Genomic DNA, 17,897 nt, shown 5'->3' on the forward strand with positions numbered 1-17,897 from the left:
CTGATTCAATTCAAAAAAATCTCGACTCATGGCTGGGCACTCCAGCCGCCATCCGGAGCGGCAAAACGATAGACCATCGGACGTTTTTCACCATCGGCACGCGGGCCGAAATTGTTGTCGATCCCAACCCAGGCACCGTCAGCATCCACCAACAGGGCCTCAGCCAGGCCATACGACTGTGGGTAACGTCGCTGTGGCGTCAGGGTGTCGTCGGCAAACGACCAGCACAGCTCAACCTTGGCCGTGAGCGGGTCGCGCCGGCAGATCTGGAACGCATTGCGCTCCAGGGTAAACAGCTTGCCGTTGAACAGCGACAAGTCGGCAAAGTCCTTGGACACGGCCTTGGCGTTGGGGAACTGCGCCGGTTGCACTTCCTGGCCGGCCTCGCTCAACAATACACAACGGCCATCACAATCCCATACGCTCTGCCCACGCTTGATCGAGACCAGGCCACGGCGTTCACGCTCGGCAGCCAGCCAGATCTGATTGCCTTCAGGGTTTACCGCCAAGCCTTCGAACAAGGCATTAAAGTGCAGCAACATGCCACTGGCCCTGGCTTCACGCACCATGCCCGGCGCGATTTTCAACCACTCCGGCGCGCCCGTGGCGGGCACCTGCAACACCGCGGCATGGGCTTCGCTGACAATGTAACGGTTGCCTGCGGCATCACAGCTGATGCCTTCAAAGTCCAGGTCACCACCACGTATGAACGAAGCGGCCTTGGTGCGCGAACGCAAGCCCCAAGGCAGGCCGGACTCGGGCACGGGCGGCACGTCGATCTTCAGCGCTTGCGCGCTCCACGTCGGCGCACGGGTATCCAGGCGGTAAATCTGGTCGTCATCGCGGTCCGAAACCGTCCACAGCTCGTTGCCACACAACGCCAGGCCCGACAGGTTCCCACCGCGCATGCCGTCAACCGGGTGTTCCGAGACCAGCTTGAGCTCTGCCACGCTGGCTGCGGCCAACTGGGTGACCGCCAGCCCGCTCAACATCAGGATCGCCAGGGCGAAGCCTGTGCGCATCAGCCCAGAACCTCGGCCAGGTTGCCTTTGGATTCAAGCCAGGTCTTGCGGTCGCCAGCGCGTTTCTTAGCCAGCAGCATGTCCATCATTTCCGAGGTAGCGGCGAAGTCTTCCAGGGTCAACTGCACCAGGCGCCGGGTGTTCGGGTCCATGGTGGTTTCGCGCAGTTGCGGCGGGTTCATCTCACCCAGGCCCTTGAATCGCGTGACCTGTGGCTTGCCGCGTTTCTTCTCGGCCACCAGGCGGTCGAGGATGCCATCGCGCTCGGCTTCGTCCAGGGCGTAGAAAATTTCCTTGCCCAGGTCGATGCGGTACAGCGGCGGCATGGCGACGTAGACGTGACCGGCATCCACCAATGGGCGGAAGTGCTGCACAAACAACGCGCACAGCAAGGTAGCGATGTGCAGGCCGTCGGAGTCGGCGTCGGCGAGGATACAGATCTTGCCATAGCGCAGCTGGCTCATGTCCGCTGCACCCGGGTCGACCCCGATGGCCACGGCGATGTTGTGTACTTCCTGGCTGGCCAGCACTTCGCTGCCGTCGACTTCCCAGGTGTTGAGGATCTTGCCGCGCAGTGGCAGGATCGCCTGGAACTCCTTGTCCCGCGCTTGCTTGGCGGAACCGCCGGCGGAGTCACCTTCGACCAGGAACAGCTCGGAACGCATCGGGTCTTGCCCGGCGCAATCGGCCAGTTTGCCCGGCAGTGCCGGGCCCTGGGTGATGCGCTTGCGCTCGACCTTTTTGCTGGCCTTCAAGCGCCGGCCGGCGTTGTTGATCGCCAGCTCCGCCAGGGCCAGGCCCAGCTCGGGATGCTCGTTGAGCCACAGGCTGAAGGCGTCCTTGACCACGCCAGAGACAAACGCCGCTGCCTCGCGGGACGACAGGCGCTCCTTGGTCTGCCCGGAGAATTGCGGTTCCTGCATCTTCATCGACAGCACGAACGCGATGCGCTCCCACACGTCTTCCGGCGCCAGTTTGACGCCGCGCGGCAACAGGCTGCGGTATTCGCAGAACTCACGCATGGCATCCAGCAAGCCTTGGCGCAAACCGTTGACGTGGGTGCCGCCCTGGGCCGTGGGGATCAGGTTGACGTAGCTTTCCTGCACGCTGTCGCCACCTTCGGGCAACCACAGCAGCGCCCAGTCCACCGCTTCTTTATTACCCGACAGGCTGCCGCAGAACGGCTCGTTGGGCAGGCGTTCGAAGTCGCTGACCGAGTCTTCCAGGTAGGAACGCAGGCCGTCTTCGTAGTGCCACTCGACCTTCTCGCCGGTGCCTTTGTCTTCAAAGCTGACCAGCAGGCCCGGGCACAACACAGCCTTGGCCTTGAGCACGTGCTTGAGGCGGCTGATGGAGAATTTGGGCGAATCGAAATACTTGGGGTCCGGCGCAAAGTACACGCTGGTGCCGGTGTTGCGCTTGCCAACGGTACCGATCACTTCCAGGTCGGTGGCTTTGTAGCCATCGGCGAAGGTCATCTGGTACTCGTTGCCGTCGCGCTTGACCTTGACCCGCACCAGGGTCGACAGCGCGTTGACCACGGAAATACCCACACCGTGCAAACCGCCGGAGAACTGGTAGTTCTTGTTGGAGAACTTGCCGCCGGCATGGAGCTTGGTAAGGATCAGCTCGACGCCCGGCACACCCTCTTCGGGGTGAATGTCCACCGGCATGCCACGACCATCGTCGGACACTTCCAGGGAATGGTCGGCGTGAAGGATGACTTGCACCGACTTGGCGTGCCCGGCCAAGGCTTCGTCGACGCTGTTGTCGATGACTTCCTGGGCAAGGTGGTTCGGCCGACTGGTGTCGGTATACATGCCGGGGCGTTTGCGCACCGGGTCGAGGCCCGAGAGGACTTCGATGGCGTCGGCGTTATAAGAGCTAGCGCTGGGAGTGGCCATGGGGTCTCGTCGTGAGTCGTTCGATTAAAAAGTGACCTGCGATTTTTTACAGTGACGAAAAATCGAAGGATTGAAACTGATCTGCGCCAATGCCGGCAAAACACAACAGTGCCGGCAATTGCTGGGCGAACCCCTGGTAGCCATGGTCGCCACCGGCCTGGATGCGCAAGGCGCAGGCCCGGTAATACTGTTGGGCCAGGCGATAATCCAGGGTTTCGTCCCCGGTCTGCAACCACACCTGATAACGCGCCGCATCCTGGGGCGCCGGTACTTCCAGCTCGGCCAGGGCCGTGACGTGGTCCTGTGTCAATTCCCAGGTCTCATCGGTGTAGAGGTTCTTCTGGGTGCCCAGGTAACCGTCGAACATCCGATGGGGACTGACCGCCGGGTTGACCAGCAACGCCTTGAGACCATGGCGTTCTGCAAGATGGGTTGCATAGTAGCCGCCGAGTGAGCTGCCGACCAGCAGTGGCCGGCCCAGTTGCGCAATCGCTTGCTCCAATTGAAGAATCGCCTGACGAGGGTGGTGATGCAACGCCGGTACACGTAGCTGGTCGGACAGGCCGAGGGTGCCCATCACAGTGGTCAACTGGCTGGCCTTGTTGGAAGCCGGCGCACTGTTGAAACCGTGGATATACAGGATCGAAGCGGACATGCCGGGCTCTCCGTGCTGGGGCCAAAGAGGCGCAGTTTACAGGGAATGCAGGCAGAAGCGGACCCAATGTGGGAGCTGGCTTGCCTGCGATGGCGGCGATTCAGTCAACGAGTCAGCGCCAGGTACACCGCCATCGCAGGCAAGCCAGCTCCCACCCTTTGATCAGTGTTTGCAGGTCTTAATAGCCGGTGCTGCCGTAATCGACGGTGAATGCGAAGCCGACCAAACGCTCCACCCCCGTCTCCAACCGTCCGTCGCCATGCAAACGCAACCAGCGATAACCCGGCGCCTGCTCGCTGACCTGGAAATCCTCACTTCCCGGCGCGAACTGGATACAGGTGGACGGCGAAGCCAGCAGTCGCACCCCGTTGCGCTCGCCGTCGATTTCCTGATGTACATGGCCCCAAAGCAATGCCTTGGTCTGCGGGAAGCGCTCAAGCACGGCAAACAGCGCCTCGGGGTTGCGCAGGCCGATAGGCTCCATCCACGCACAACCGATGGGCACCGGATGATGGTGGAAACACACCAGGTGATGGCGGTCCGGCGCTTCGCTCAAGGCCTGCGCCAGCCGTTGCAGTTGCTCGTCTTGCAAGTAGCCCGGCACCGAACCGGGTACCGCCGAATCCAGCAGGGTGATACGCCAGTTGCCGATATCCACCACCGGTTCGAGCAAATCACTGTGCATGGCGGCCTGGGCCATGACCTGCGGTTCGTCGTGGTTGCCGGGAATCCAGCGCGCCGGGGCGCCAAGGGGAGCGGTCAAATCGCGAAACTGCTGATAGGACGCCAGCGTGCCGTCCTGAGACAAGTCGCCGGTCGCCAGTATCAGGTCGATGGCCGGCTGTTGCGCACGCACCAGCTCGACCACCCGCTGCAGGCTTTCACGGGTATTCATGCCCAGCAACGTGGCGTCAGCGTCGGCGAACAGGTGGCTGTCGGACAACTGCACCAGCAACACGGCATCAGGATTCACGGCGGATACGCTCGGCAAGGCGCTCTCCCTGGCAACTACAGGAATGGACATTTGGCGCGATTATGCTGGGGCAGGACACAAAGAGGAAACCCAAGGAAGCAGGCACAGTTCACATCTACCGCACCACTTCAAACTCATGGCCCAAGGCCAGGCAGTGGCTGAGCCATTCGCCGAGGAACACATTGAGCTGTGCTTTCTCATCGGGCTGGTGCATGAACACATTCGGGTAAGGATAGATGCTGCGAAAGCGTCGTGCGTGCTCGGCACTGATCACTTCGGCCATACGCGCGTCGTGGTACACCTGTACTTCCAGTTGCGGCACCGGCAACCACGGCAGGCTGTGTTCCTGGCGCACCCGCAGGGTGGTGGTGTACGGGCAGGTGAGAATGACTTCCAGGGTCAGCACACCGAGCATCTGGTCGCCATGGGTGACAGCAATGCGCCGCGCCTGGGGGGCGTGGCGCATGTCGGGGAGCAGGCGCATCAGCCGCGCATAGTTGGCCTCGCAGGCCGCTTGCAGCCCGATCAGGTCAACTCGATAACGTTCCCGTGCCTTTACTGCCATAACCCCCTCACTTCCGCGCGATTAAGCGCAAGCCATTGCAGGGCGATAATGCTGGCTGCGTTGGAAATCTTGCCATCGCGCACCGCCTGCAAGGCATCTTCGAATGCCCAGACGGTGACGCGGATGTCTTCTGCTTCTTCTTCCAATCCATGGACACCACCCGCGCCCGAGCTGTCGCATCGGCCCAGGTACAGGTGGACAAATTCAGTACTGCCGCCCGGCGACGGGAAATACTTGGTGATCGGCCACAGCACGGAGAATGTCAGCCCAGCTTCCTCCTCGGCCTCGCGGTGTGCAACCTCCTCGGGTTGCTCATCCTTGTCAATCAGGCCGGCGACCATCTCCACCAGCCAGGGGTTGTCGGCGCGGCCCATGGCGCCGACGCGGAACTGTTCGATCAACACCACCTCATCGCGCAGCGGGTCGTAGGGCAGCACGCACACGGCGTCGTGACGCACGAACACCTCGCGGTTGATCACCCGGCTCATGCCGCCGTCAAATTTTTCGTGGCGCAGTTGCACGCGATCGAGCTTGTAAAAGCCTTTATAGGCATTGTCACGCTGAACAATCTCGATTTTGTTCGGCGTCGACTTCGCGATGTCCGTCATGGTGTCCCTCGTTAAGCTCGTGCAATGGGCGCCATCCTAACGCGCCGAGGCCCGTTGATGCAGCCCCTTTGCGGTTGCCGGGAGAGGCGGCGAGCGTCAAACTCACTGCAATCAGTTTAGTGGCGAACTGGCGGCCACGTTGGCAGTCCAAGCGCTACTCTTTTCGCTTTCCATCGATTTACGAAGGACACACATGTCGCTTTTAAAAATCGCCTCCGTGGCCTGTATTGCCTTGACCCTGGGTGCTTGCCAGAGCCTGTTCCAACCGGCCTATCTCAAGCCGCTGGACGTTACCACCGACAAATCCGAGCAGATCAAGCCCGGCTGTGACAGCCCGGCCTGCCCGCTGGTGAACATCGACACCGTGCATTTCCCCACCGAGCCACAACTCGACAGCCTGGTGGAACAGCGTTTGCTGCAAATGACCCGCACCACGCCTGGCGCCAGCGTCCCGGCGAGCCTGAACGCCTACCGGAACACCTTCCTGCGTGAGTCGCCGGACCGCCATGGCATGTACTTGCAAGCCAAGGTACGTGACCAGCATGACGGACTGGTGATCGTTGAAGTGTCCAGTTACCTGGACACCGGCGTCGCCCACGGCGAGCCAGGCCGCGGGTTTATCAACTATTCACGGATTCTGCATAAGGAACTGACCCTGGCCGACATGCTGTTGCCCGGCCAGGAGCAGGCCTTCTGGAATACCGCTAAAGTTGCCCACAACAGCTGGTTGATCAGCACCAAGATGGATCGCGATCCGGAGTTCGTGAAGAGCTGGCCGTTCCAGAAAACCCCGAACGTGGCCCTGACCAGCGGCGGCGTGGTGCTCAAGTACAACGTCAGTACCATCGCCCCTTACGCACAGGGGCTGATCGAAATCACCCTGCCCTATACGCGCCTCACCGGCGTGATCAAGCCTGAGCTGATGCCGGCACGCCGCTGATCGGTTGTTATTGCAGGGGGAGATTGGGTGTTTGTCAGATCGCTATCGCGGGCAAGCCCGACTCCCACAGGGGACCGGCTGTGAACACAAAATCTGTGTCCACTTAGGCCAACTGTGGGAGCCGGGCTTGCCCGCGATGACGGCGGTGCAGGCACCGCCGCCTATGGATCAGACCTTTTTGTAGAGCTGGCTACCTTCCTGCTTGAACCGCTCAGCCTGCTCGGCCAAGCCCTTGGCCACATCCACATCCACCGCATCGATGCGCTGGTTGGCCGCGTACTCACGCACCTCATGGGTGACCTTCATCGAGCAGAATTTAGGCCCACACATGGAGCAGAAATGCGCGACCTTGGCCGATTCCTTGGGCAACGTCTCGTCGTGGAATGCCCGTGCGGTGTCCGGGTCCAGGCCGAGGTTGAACTGGTCTTCCCAGCGGAATTCGAAGCGCGCCTTGCTCAGGGCGTTATCGCGAATCTGCGCGCCAGGGTGGCCTTTGGCAAGGTCGGCCGCGTGGGCCGCAATCTTGTAGGTGATGATCCCGGTCTTCACGTCATCCTTGTTCGGCAGCCCCAAGTGCTCCTTGGGCGTGACGTAGCAGAGCATGGCGCAACCGAACCAGCCGATCATCGCCGCACCGATACCCGAGGTGATGTGGTCGTAGCCCGGCGCAATATCAGTGGTCAGCGGGCCGAGGGTGTAGAACGGCGCCTCGTCGCAGCACTCCAGCTGCTTGTCCATGTTCTCTTTGATCAGTTGCATCGGCACATGGCCGGGGCCTTCGATCATGGTTTGTACGTCGTGCTTCCAGGCGATCTTGGTCAGCTCGCCCAGAGTCTCCAGTTCACCGAATTGCGCAGCGTCGTTGGCATCGGCCACCGACCCCGGGCGCAGGCCATCCCCCAGGGAGAAGCTGACGTCATAGGCCTTCATGATTTCGCAGATCTCTTCGAAGTGCGTGTAGGCGAAGTTTTCCTTGTGATGGGCCAAGCACCACTTGGCCATGATCGCGCCGCCACGGCTGACAATGCCGGTGACGCGCTTGGCGGTCAGCGGCACGTAGCGCAGCAGTACGCCGGCGTGAATGGTGAAGTAGTCCACGCCTTGCTCGGCCTGTTCGATCAGGGTGTCGCGGAACAGCTCCCAGGTCAGGTCTTCAGCAACGCCGTCGACTTTTTCCAGGGCCTGATAGATAGGCACGGTGCCGATCGGCACGGGCGAATTACGGATAATCCACTCGCGGGTTTCATGGATATGCTTGCCAGTGGACAGGTCCATGATGTTGTCCGAGCCCCAGCGAATGCCCCAGGTCATCTTCGCCACTTCTTCTTCAATGGACGAACCCAAGGCGCTGTTGCCGATGTTGCCGTTGATCTTCACCAGGAAGTTACGGCCGATAATCATCGGTTCCAGCTCAGTGTGGTTGATGTTGGCCGGGATGATTGCGCGGCCGCGGGCGATTTCTTCGCGCACGAACTCGGGCGTGATGATTTTCGGAATACTGGCGCCGAAGCTGTGCCCGGCATGTTGTTGCTTGAGCAGGCCGCTGGCGCGAGCTTCCTCAAGCTTCATGTTTTCGCGGATGGCCACGTATTCCATTTCTGGCGTGATGATGCCTTTACGCGCGTAGTGCATCTGGCTGACGTTGGCGCCGGCCTTGGCCCGACGCGGGTTTTGCAGGTGGGCAAAGCGCAGGTAGGCCAGGTCGGGGTTATCCAGACGTTCCTGGCCGTAGCGTGAACTCAAGCAGGCCAGCCGCTCGGTGTCACCACGCTCTTCGATCCACGGCGAGCGCACATCGGCCAAGCCTTTGCGCACGTCGATGATGACATTGGGGTCGGTATAGGGGCCGGAGGTATCGTAGACCACTACAGGGGCGTTGATTTCGCCACCAAACTCAGTGGGGGTCACATCCAGGCTGATTTCACGCATCGGCACGCGAATATCCGGGCGGGAGCCCTGCACGTAGATTTTTTGCGAGCGGGTAAATGGCTGCACGGAGCCGGAGTCGACCTTGGCCGATTCACTCAGGTGCACGGTATTTTTTAGTTTTGTACTCATCACAGGCTCTCCAACTTATCCAGGCGGTGGATTTTTGTCGGAGCGAACCTGTGACGGACGGACGCACTGGAACCAGTGCTGTGCTTGGCACACGAGGGCTGTTCGATTGTCGAACAACATCCCGGACGAAGCACAAGAGGACTCGCCGGGTGACGAGAAATCTTGTTCCCTACGCAGGCGCTAACCTGATCAGGTTCAACGGGATCCGGTATTTACCGATCTCAGCCTTCCAACAAGGCACCCCGACAAGAACGCGGCCAGTCTAGACCATGGCGTGGGCAAATTGCCAATAGCGGTGCATTCAGCGTGATGAATGGCGTGATCGTGGGATTGTTGTGTGACGGTACGGCCACTACACTCGGGCACGGCCTCAAGGCTTGACGCCAGGCATGGCCAGCCTTAGCCTTGGGCGCTGAATTATCACCGTAATATTCTTACTAGGGATCGCCTCATGCTGCGCAAACTCTCACTGGCTGTTGCCGTGTCTTGTGCGACCAACGGACTGGTCTGGGCAGCTGAAGCGCCCTTGTCCGCCAATACCGACCTGGTCAGCGTCTATCAGGAAGCGGCGAACAACAACGCCGACCTGGCCGCTGCCCGTGCGCAGTACGGCGCGCAAAAAGAAGTAGTGCCCCAGGCCCGCGCAGGTTTGCTGCCGAATCTGTCGGCCGGCGCCGACAGCAATAACGTACGTACCCAGATCGACCAACCGGCCGCCACGGCCAACCGTGACGCCCACTCCTGGCGGGCCACCCTGAGCCAGCCGCTGTTCCGTGCCGACCGCTGGTTCCAGCTGCAAGCCGCCCAAGCCGTTAACGAGCAAGCCTCGCTGCAACTGTCGGCCTCCGAGCAGAACCTGATTTTGCAAAGTGCCGAGAGCTACTTCGCCGTGCTGCGCGCCCAGGACAACCTGGCGTCGACCAAGGCCGAAGAAAATGCCTTCAAGCGCCAGCTCGACCAGTCCAACGAACGCTTCGATGTGGGCCTGTCGGACAAGACCGATGTGCTGCAATCCCAGGCCAGCTACGACACTGCCCGGGCCAACCGCATCCTGGCCCAGCGTCAGGTGGACGACGCTTTCGAAGCGCTGATCACCCTGACCAACCGCCAATACAACTCGATTCAGGGTATCGTCCACACGCTGCCGGTGCTGCCGCCGGCACCGAACGACGCCAAGGCCTGGGTCGAAACTGCCGGGCGCCAGAACCTTAACCTGCTCGCCAGCAATTACGCGGTAACCGCCGCCGAAGAGACCCTCCGGCAGCGCAAGGCCGGCCACTTGCCGACGCTCGATGCGGTTGCGCAATACGAAAAAGGCGACAACGACGCCCTGGGCTTCAGCAACCCGAATCAGTTGCCCATCCCGTACGGTGGCGATGTGTCGCAACGCACCGTCGGCCTGCGCTTGAACATCCCGATCTACAGCGGCGGCCTCACCAGTTCGCAAGTGCGCGAATCCTATTCGCGCCTCGACCAGACCGAGCAACAGCGCGAAGGCCTACGCCGCCAGGTAGTGGAAAACACCCGTAACCTGCACCGTGCAGTCAACACCGATGTGGAGCAGGTACAGGCACGCCGTCAGTCGATCATCTCCAACCAGAGCGCGGTGGAAGCCACGGAAATCGGCTATCAGGTGGGCACGCGCAACATCGTCGACGTACTGGATTCACAGCGCCAGTTGTACGCGTCGGTGCGCAACTACAACAACAGCCGCTACGACTACATCCTCGATAACCTGCGCTTGAAGCAGGCGGCAGGCACGCTCAACCCAGGGGATTTGCAGGATCTGGCGCGCTACCTCAAGGCCGACTACAACCCGGACAAAGACTTCCTGCCGCCGGACCTCGCCAAAGCCGCTGCCGAACAGCTCAAGGCCCGCCCCGGCTATTAAGCGCACCGCCGAACCCATGTGGGAGCTGGCTTGCCTGCGATGCAGACACCTCGGTATATCTGGTACACCGAGGTGATGCTATCGCAGGCAAGCCAGCTCCCACATTGGGTTGGTGTGGTCAGTGTTTGATCAGTTTGTCCAAGCCATCCAGTAAACGCTTTAACGCGCCCTGGTTGGCCTGCATCACCTTGAGCCCAGCCTGCGCCATCTTGCGTGCGTCCTGGGGCAACTCAAACAACTGTCGCACCGCTTCGGCCAGCCCATCGGCATCGTCCACCTCTCGCAAAGCCCCGGCGTCGCGCATCATCGCGGTGATGTCGAGGAAGTTGAAGACATGCGGGCCCATGATCACCGGTTTACCCAGCGCCGCCGGTTCCAGCGGGTTGTGCCCGCCGGTCGGTACCAGGCTGCCGCCGACAAATGCGCTGTCGGCCAGGGCGTAAAGAAACAGCAATTCGCCCATGGTGTCGCCAAGCAGCACCGCGGTTTGCTCGGTGACCGGCTCACCGCTGGAGCGACGCACGGTGGCAAACCCTTGCTGCACGCAGCGCTCAAACGTCGGGCCAAAGCGCTCCTGATGACGGGGCACCAGAATCAGCAGTGCATTGGGATAGTTCGCCAGCAACTGGCGATGAGCTGCCAGCACCACGTCGTCTTCACCTTCGTGGGTACTGGCGGCGATCCAGACCGGACGCTCGCTGGCGCCCCATTGTTCACGCAGGGCGGCGGCGCGGGCCGTCAACTGAGGGTCGATGCTCAGGTCGAACTTGATCGAGCCGGTCACTTCCACGGTTTCAGGCCGTGCGCCCAGGCCGCGAAAACGTTCGGCCTCTGTCTCGGTCTGTACCGCGAACAAGCTCATTTCTGCCAGCATCGGCGCCGTCAGCTTGGCAAATCGCGCATACCCCTTGGCCGAACGCGCCGACAGCCGCGCATTGGCCAGCGCCACCGGGATACCGCGCTGGGCGCAGGCATGGATATGGTTGGGCCACAGCTCGGTTTCCATGATCACCGCCAGCGTAGGCTGCACGCGGTCGAGAAAACGCTTGGCGGCGCAGGGCAAGTCGTACGGCAAATAGCAGTGCTGGATGCGCGGTTCGTTGGCAAATAGCGCCTGGATACGCTCGGAACCTGTGGGTGTCATGCAGGTGACAGTCATCGGCAGCTGTGGATAACGCTCCAATAAGCCGCGAATCATCGGGGCGGCGGCAATGCTTTCGCCGACCGACACCGCGTGCACCCAGATCCCGCCGGGCCGCATCACCGGCAAGCCATAGGAAAACCGCTCGCCCACCCGCTTGGCATAGGCCGGCGCTTTGCGCGCACGCAACCACAAGCGTAAAGCCACCAACGGCAGCGCCAGGTAAAACAGACAGCTGTAGAGAGTTCTATTCATGGCGGCGGAGTTTATCGGCTTTTTCAGTCGATCGCCTGCAAGCACTCGGCAAAACGTTTGGCCAAGAAGCGAGCGGCGGGCCCCAGGTGCTCGTCGCGGCGCCACACCAGTTCCACCACCAGGGCGGGCGGGGTCCATTCGCTGGCCAATTCGACCATCTGTTGCTGGTAGGTCGGGTATTGCACGATATGCCGAGGCAGCCAGGCCCAGCCCAGGCCACTCATCAGCCATTCGGCCAATACATAGAAGCTGTCAGCACGCCATACCAAGGGGCTGGCCGCCTCGCTGCCGGGGTAGACGCTGGTCTGGGTCGACATCAGCAACTGCCGAAACTGGGCCAGGTGTTGGCACGTCACGTACTGCTCCTTGGCCAACGGGTGATTGACTCCGCACACCGTGACCATTTCCACACTGCCCACCACCCTTCGCTCCAGGGCTTCGGGAATCTGATCGTGATAGAACAACAGCCCCAGGTCCGCCTTGCGCTCCACCAGCTTGCGCGCCACATCGCCCTGAGCCGCGCTGGACAACTGCACCTCTAAAAGCGGGTAGTGCACCGCCAGCGCCTCCAGGCTGTCGAGCACAGGCTGGAACAACATCGCCTCATCCTGAGCCAGGCGCAGGCAGGCTTCCTCGCCGCGGGTCAACGACAACGCCCGGCCCGTGAGGCGCTCACACTGGCGCAGCACCTCACGCGCTTCCTCCAGCAACACACTGCCGGCCTCGGTCAGGCGCGGTTGCCGGCCGCTGCTACGGTCGAACAGGACAACGCCCAAGTCAGCCTCCAGCAGGGCAATGCCACTGCTGACCGCCGATTGCGCCTTGCGCTGCCCACGGGCCACGGCAGAAAACGAACGCTGCTCGGCGACGCTGACAAACAGCCGCATCTGCTCCAGATCCCATTGCACGCTCATGGCTCAACCCATCTCAATTCCAGATAGGTAATGACTTTACCCCATCTGGCGAACCTCTAGAATGCCGACCTTATCAAATGCGCATCACGTCGAGGATTGCCCCATGAATGCCGCCTACTACTACTTGGCCATCGCCATCTGCTCGGAAGTGATCGCCACCGTTTCCATGAAAGCCATCAAAGGCTGGAGCACCCCTATTCCGTTGCTGCTGGTGATCGTCGGTTACGGCGTGGCGTTCTGGATGCTGACCCTGGTGGTGCGCACCGTGCCGGTCGGCGTGGCGTACGCGGTATGGGCCGGGATGGGCATCGTGATGGTCAGCATCGCGGCGTTGTTCATCTACGGGCAGAAGCTGGATGTGCCGGCGATGCTGGGGATGGGCCTGATTGTGCTGGGTGTGGTGGTGATTCAGCTGTTCTCCAAAACCGCCGGGCACTGACCGCCACTCAACAGCCTGTATACTGCGCCTCTTGTCTTGAACACTGAGGTCGCCGATGCCATCCGTTATTTCCACCGACGTTCTGATTGTCGGCGCCGGGGTTGCCGGCCTCTGGCTCAATGCGCGCCTGCGCGGCCAGGGGTTTTCCACGGTACTGGTGGAAAGCGCCACCCTGGGCGGCGGGCAAAGCCTGAAGTCCCAGGGGATCATTCACGGCGGTGCGAAATACGCCTTGCATGGCGCGCTCACCGGCGCCTCCGAAGCCATTGCCGATATGCCGCGCCGCTGGCGTGAAGCCCTGGCCGGCAGCGGCGAGCTGGACCTGTCCGGTGTGCGCGTGCTGTCCCAGGCGCATTACTTGTGGTCGCCCGGCACGATTGCCGGCAACCTCACCAGCTTTTTTGCCAGCAAGGCCGTGCGTGGCCGCGTCGATCAGGTCAAGGGCGACGAACTGCCCTTGGCGCTGCAGGACCGTCGCTTCAAAGGCAAGGTCTATCGCCTGGCCGAGCTGGTGGTGGACGTGCCCAGCCTGATCAACCGCCTGGCGCAATTGGCCGGTGACGGTCTGCTTGCTGGTCAGCACATCGAACCGTTGCTGGAGGGTGGCACCCTGGTGGGCTTGAAGGTCGATGGCCGTGAAATCCGCGCCCAACGCATAGTCCTGAGCGCTGGCGGCGGCACGGCAGACTTGCTCGCCGCCCTGGGCCATAGCCAGCCGGCCATGCAAAAACGCCCGCTGCACATGATCATCGCCAAAGGCCCCGGCCTCAAGCCGCTGTACGCCCACTGCCTGGGCGGCGGCACCAAGCCGCGGATCACCGTAACCACCCACCCGGCCGCCGACGGCAACTGGGTGTGGTACATGGGCGGCGATATCGCCGAGGCTGACGGTGTGGCGCGTACGCCGCAAGAACAGATCGCCACCGCGCAAAAAGAGCTGGCGCAACTGCTGCCCTGGATCGACATGAGCCAGACTCAGTGGGCCACCCTGCGGGTGGATCGCGCCGAGCCGCTGCAATCGGGGCTGAGCCGTCCCGATAACGCGTTCCTTGCCGAAGACGGCCGTCTGCTGGTGGGCTGGCCCACCAAACTGGCCCTGGCGCCGGACTTCGCCGACCGCGTACTCCACGCTCTGGAGCGCGACGGCATCCGCCCAGGCGCCAATACCCCGCTGCCCGAGCTGCCAGCACCGGCAATCGGCCAACCCGCCTGGGAGCAACTGTTGCCATGAGCCTGCCAACCCTGCACGACCTGCATCGCCCCCTGGGCAGCACCGGCCTGATGGTGTCACCCCTGGGCCTGGGCACCGTCAAGTTGGGCCGCGACCAAGGGGTGAAATACCCCAACGGCTTTCAGATCCCTGGCGACGACGAGGCCCGCATGCTGTTGCGCCAGGCCCGCGAGCTGGGCATCAACCTGATCGACACCGCACCGGCCTATGGCATGAGCGAAGAGCGCCTGGGGCCGCTGCTGCGTGACCAGCGCAAGGACTGGGTCATCGTCAGCAAGGTTGGCGAAGAGTTTGCCAATGGCGTCTCCCATCACGATTTCAGCGCGGCCCATACGCGGATGTCGATCGAACGCAGTCTGAAACGACTTGAAACGGATTTTATCGACCTGGTGCTGGTGCACTCCGACGGCAACGACTTGCATATCCTCAACGATTGCGAGGTTTACCAGACCCTGGAGCAGTTGAAGAAAGACGGCAAGATTCGCGGCTTCGGCTTCTCCGGCAAAACCGTCGAGGGCGGCGTGAAAGCGCTGGAACAGGGCGACTGCGCGATGGTCACCTACAACCTCAACGAACAGGCTGAGAAGGCCGTGATCGACTATGCGGCCGCCCACGGCAAGGGCATCCTGGTGAAAAAAGCTCTGGCCAGCGGCCACGTATGCCTGGAACCGGGAATGGATCCAATTCAGGCCAGTTTCACCTTGTTGTTCGCGCAAACGGGCGTCGCCAGTGCTATTGTCGGGACCATTAATCCGCTGCACCTGGCCCATAACGTAGCAACTGCTGCCCGGGTCATTCGTCAACTCTGATGCCGCCCACGCGGCCGACCCCGTCGCAAGAAGGAGCCGACATGCCGCGTACGCTCATAAGAAAGAACCCCAGCAACTTCAAGACACTGCCGCTGCACGTCGAAGCCACCCCCGAAGGCCTGAGCTACCAGAGCGTCGGCATGCCGCTCAACTTCGCCCAGACCCTGCAACGGCGCAAGCCGGTCGAGGTACCAGATGCCGAACGCTTCGCCCTGGAACTGGCGAACCTCGGCGTCTCGGTACGCCTGACCCTGCACTGGCAAAACAAGGACTACTGGGTGCTGGTGCGCCAACGCCGCCAGGACCGTGGCGATGTGGTGCTCAAGCTGATCTCCGGCTACGTCCCGGCCCATGAACTGAACCTGCCGCTGCACACCGCCATCCAGGAAATTGCCGAAGAGTGTCTGCTCGAAACCCCAGAAGGCTGGCTCGGCGGGCGCTTCAACGACACCTGGCTGCCGGCGCCCTACTCCGCCGCCCTGCATTACCGCGAGGCCCTACCGTTTCGGCTCAGCCCCTTGTCCGGCGCCGCACGCCCGGTACGCTGCGCCACCATGCAACTGATCGAGCGCCCACGGGCCTATGTGCACCTGCCGACCGCCTCGCTGCAATTGATTTATGACCTGCGCCTGGAAGTGCCGAAGGAAGCCAAGTCCCTCAGCTTGTTTCATGTGGATGAGCGTTTGGAGGGTGACCAACTGGTGGCGCGCCTGGACCGTCAGCGCCCGGACCTGTACTTGATGCCGCTCAAAGATGGCGAGCCACTGGCAGAGTTGTACACGGTCAAGAAAGACCAACTGTACCCGGCCAGCACGCGCGGCCTCTATCTGGCGGAAAGTTTTGCCCAGCAAGAAGGCTGGCTGGTGCGCGATGAGCGGATTCGCTGGAAGGATTGGCTCAGGCAGCAGGGCCTGGCAGAACCGGAAAAAGACTCGAAGCTCAAGCGCTTGACCGGCAAGGCACGGCAGATGCTGCGCAAGATCGTGCCGAAGAAAAGCTAGGGGCGAGCAGGCTCGCCCCACGGGGTATCACTCGTTGTTGCGGATCTTCTCGACAATCGCAGTGGTGGAGCTGTTTTCAACCAACCCCAGCACTTTGACCGTGCCGCCGTAGGCGCTGACGATGTCCGCACCGACTACCTGATCGACAGTGTAGTCACCACCCTTGACCAGCACGTCGGGCTTGACCTGGGCCAACAGGTTTTCCGGGGTGCCTTCGGAGAAGCTGATCACCCAGTCCACCGCGCCCAGGCCCGCGAGTACCGCCATGCGCCGGTCAACACTGTTGATCGGGCGGCCAGGACCTTTCAAGCGGCTGACCGAAGCGTCATCGTTGACCGCAACGATCAAGCGATCGCCTTGGGCGCTTGCCTGCTCCAGGTACGTCACATGCCCGGCGTGCAGGATGTCAAAGCAGCCGTTGGTGAACACAATGCTTTCGTTGTGAGCTCGAGCATCGTCAATTGCCAGCAGCAACTGCTCCAGGCCCAGCACACCGCGCTCCGAGCCTTCGGAACGCTGGATCGCACGGCGCAACTCAGGTGCGCTGATGGCTGCAGTACCCAGCTTGCCCACCACAATGCCCGCGGCCAGGTTAGCCAAGGCCACGGCGTGGGGCAGTTCCTCGCCAGCCGCGATAGACGCAGCCAGAGTAGAGATTACCGTGTCACCGGCGCCCGTCACGTCAAACACTTCACGGGCACGCGCCGGCAGGTGCATCGCCGGGTGACCCGGACGCAACAGGGTCATGCCGTGCTCGCCACGGGTCACCAGCAAGGCGCCCAAGTCGAGATCGGCCATCAGCGCCGCGCCCTTGCTCACCAGTTCGTGCTCATCAGCGCAACCGCCGACGATGGTTTCGAACTCACTGAGGTTGGGCGTGAGCAGGCTGGCGCCTCGGTAAACCGAGAAGTCCTTGCCCTTGGGATCGGCCAACACCGGAATGTTGCGAGCCTTGGCGGCCTGGATCAACACCTGGTGATTCTGCAAGGCGCCTTTGCCGTAGTCGGACAACACCAGCACCTTGATACCGTCGAGCAGCGCGTCGACCTGGTCGCCGAGGGCCAGGGCATCGGTGGCGAAGGGTTCTTCGAAATCGATACGCAGCAACTGCTGGTGACGGCTCATGACCCGCAGCTTGACGATCGTCGGCTGATGAGCGATGCGCTGGAACAACGCATGCACGCCGGCACCCTGCAGGCTGTTGGCCAGACTTTCGGCCGCTTCGTCGTCGCCGGTCACCCCCACCAGGGAGGCCGGGGCGCCGAGGGCGGCAATATTGAGCGCGACGTTGGCAGCGCCACCTGGGCGGTCTTCGATTTGCTCGACCTTGACGACCGGTACCGGAGCCTCAGGGGAAATCCGTGAGGTACCACCATGCCAGTAACGGTCGAGCATGACATCGCCGACCACCAAGACAGCGGCTTGATTGAATCGCGGCATGGACAACTTCATGGAGCAACCCACATACAAAATGAACAGGGGCGCGATATT

The 17,897-nt window shown here is 62.0% G+C and carries 16 protein-coding genes and 1 riboswitch; of the genes, 6 read left to right on the forward strand and 10 right to left on the reverse strand.

Translation table 11 applies throughout. The features are described from left to right. Window positions 1–26: 26 nt before the first annotated feature. The 6 genes from APH41_RS10740 to APH41_RS10765 form a co-directional block, all read right to left on the reverse strand. Window positions 27–1,022 carry an esterase-like activity of phytase family protein gene (locus APH41_RS10740; RefSeq protein WP_034125638.1) on the reverse strand — a complete coding sequence of 332 codons (996 nt, stop codon included), beginning with the start codon at window positions 1,020–1,022 and terminating at the stop codon, window positions 27–29. Beyond that, on the reverse strand, window positions 1,022–2,926 hold the full coding sequence (gene parE / locus APH41_RS10745) for a DNA topoisomerase IV subunit B (protein WP_003188026.1): 1,905 nt from the start codon (window positions 2,924–2,926) through the stop codon (window positions 1,022–1,024). The genes APH41_RS10740 and parE overlap by 1 nt, the downstream gene beginning before the upstream one ends. Window positions 2,927–2,972: 46 nt before the next feature. Further along, window positions 2,973–3,581 (reverse strand): YqiA/YcfP family alpha/beta fold hydrolase, encoded by a 609-nt coding sequence (locus APH41_RS10750; protein ID WP_014716651.1) that lies wholly within the window; start codon window positions 3,579–3,581, stop codon window positions 2,973–2,975. Window positions 3,582–3,759: 178 nt separating this feature from the next. Then, window positions 3,760–4,572 (reverse strand): 3',5'-cyclic-AMP phosphodiesterase, encoded by an 813-nt coding sequence (cpdA, locus tag APH41_RS10755; RefSeq protein ID WP_054918866.1) that lies wholly within the window; start codon window positions 4,570–4,572, stop codon window positions 3,760–3,762. Window positions 4,573–4,669: 97 nt separating this feature from the next. Further along, window positions 4,670–5,119 carry a DUF1249 domain-containing protein gene (locus tag APH41_RS10760; RefSeq protein ID WP_003188022.1) on the reverse strand — a complete coding sequence of 150 codons (450 nt, stop codon included), beginning with the start codon at window positions 5,117–5,119 and terminating at the stop codon, window positions 4,670–4,672. Continuing rightward, window positions 5,110–5,727, reverse strand: coding sequence for an NUDIX domain-containing protein (locus APH41_RS10765; RefSeq protein WP_054918867.1), 618 nt, complete (start codon window positions 5,725–5,727; stop codon window positions 5,110–5,112). The genes APH41_RS10760 and APH41_RS10765 overlap by 10 nt, the downstream gene beginning before the upstream one ends. Window positions 5,728–5,920: 193 nt before the next feature. On the opposite strand from APH41_RS10765, the gene APH41_RS10770 reads away from it, so the two are divergent. Further along, a complete protein-coding gene (locus tag APH41_RS10770) occupies window positions 5,921–6,667 on the forward strand; it encodes an RsiV family protein (protein WP_014716648.1) in 747 nt (248 codons plus the stop codon). A gap of 168 nt (window positions 6,668–6,835) precedes the next feature. Here APH41_RS10770 and thiC read toward each other — a convergent pair whose 3' ends face one another. Then, window positions 6,836–8,725 carry a phosphomethylpyrimidine synthase ThiC gene (gene thiC, locus APH41_RS10775; protein ID WP_054918869.1) on the reverse strand — a complete coding sequence of 630 codons (1,890 nt, stop codon included), beginning with the start codon at window positions 8,723–8,725 and terminating at the stop codon, window positions 6,836–6,838. A gap of 149 nt (window positions 8,726–8,874) precedes the next feature. Further along, window positions 8,875–8,980: riboswitch (TPP riboswitch) on the reverse strand. Between the two features lie 196 nt (window positions 8,981–9,176). Here thiC and APH41_RS10780 point away from each other — a divergent pair. Then, window positions 9,177–10,616, forward strand: a complete 1,440-nt coding sequence (locus tag APH41_RS10780; protein WP_032893875.1) for a TolC family outer membrane protein — start codon at window positions 9,177–9,179, stop codon at window positions 10,614–10,616. Between the two features lie 118 nt (window positions 10,617–10,734). Here the strand turns inward: APH41_RS10780 and waaA are convergent, their stop codons facing one another. After that, a complete protein-coding gene (gene waaA / locus APH41_RS10785; protein ID WP_054918870.1) occupies window positions 10,735–12,012 on the reverse strand; it encodes a lipid IV(A) 3-deoxy-D-manno-octulosonic acid transferase in 1,278 nt (425 codons plus the stop codon). Window positions 12,013–12,035: 23 nt separating this feature from the next. Further along, window positions 12,036–12,926, reverse strand: coding sequence for a LysR family transcriptional regulator (locus tag APH41_RS10790; protein WP_054918871.1), 891 nt, complete (start codon window positions 12,924–12,926; stop codon window positions 12,036–12,038). Window positions 12,927–13,029: 103 nt separating this feature from the next. On the opposite strand from APH41_RS10790, the gene APH41_RS10795 reads away from it, so the two are divergent. From APH41_RS10795 to APH41_RS10810, 4 genes are read left to right on the forward strand one after another with little or no spacing between them, the layout of a single operon-like run. Next, a complete protein-coding gene (locus tag APH41_RS10795) occupies window positions 13,030–13,365 on the forward strand; it encodes a multidrug efflux SMR transporter (protein ID WP_003188013.1) in 336 nt (111 codons plus the stop codon). A 55-nt stretch (window positions 13,366–13,420) separates the two neighbouring features. Then, window positions 13,421–14,596, forward strand: a complete 1,176-nt coding sequence (locus APH41_RS10800; protein ID WP_054896252.1) for an FAD-binding oxidoreductase — start codon at window positions 13,421–13,423, stop codon at window positions 14,594–14,596. Beyond that, window positions 14,593–15,405, forward strand: a complete 813-nt coding sequence (locus tag APH41_RS10805) for an aldo/keto reductase (protein WP_054896251.1) — start codon at window positions 14,593–14,595, stop codon at window positions 15,403–15,405. The genes APH41_RS10800 and APH41_RS10805 overlap by 4 nt, the downstream gene beginning before the upstream one ends. A gap of 41 nt (window positions 15,406–15,446) precedes the next feature. Then, window positions 15,447–16,406 carry a hypothetical protein gene (locus APH41_RS10810; protein WP_003188010.1) on the forward strand — a complete coding sequence of 320 codons (960 nt, stop codon included), beginning with the start codon at window positions 15,447–15,449 and terminating at the stop codon, window positions 16,404–16,406. Between the two features lie 27 nt (window positions 16,407–16,433). On the opposite strand, the gene hldE is transcribed toward APH41_RS10810, so the two are convergent. Beyond that, window positions 16,434–17,858: a bifunctional D-glycero-beta-D-manno-heptose-7-phosphate kinase/D-glycero-beta-D-manno-heptose 1-phosphate adenylyltransferase HldE gene (gene hldE, locus APH41_RS10815; RefSeq protein WP_034125865.1), complete on the reverse strand. Its 1,425-nt coding sequence runs from the start codon at window positions 17,856–17,858 to the stop codon at window positions 16,434–16,436. Between the last annotated feature and the right edge of the window lie 39 nt (window positions 17,859–17,897).

Origin of the sequence: Pseudomonas sp. NBRC 111138 (genome assembly GCF_001320835.1) — a bacterium.
GTDB lineage: Bacteria > Pseudomonadota > Gammaproteobacteria > Pseudomonadales > Pseudomonadaceae > Aquipseudomonas > Aquipseudomonas paracarnis.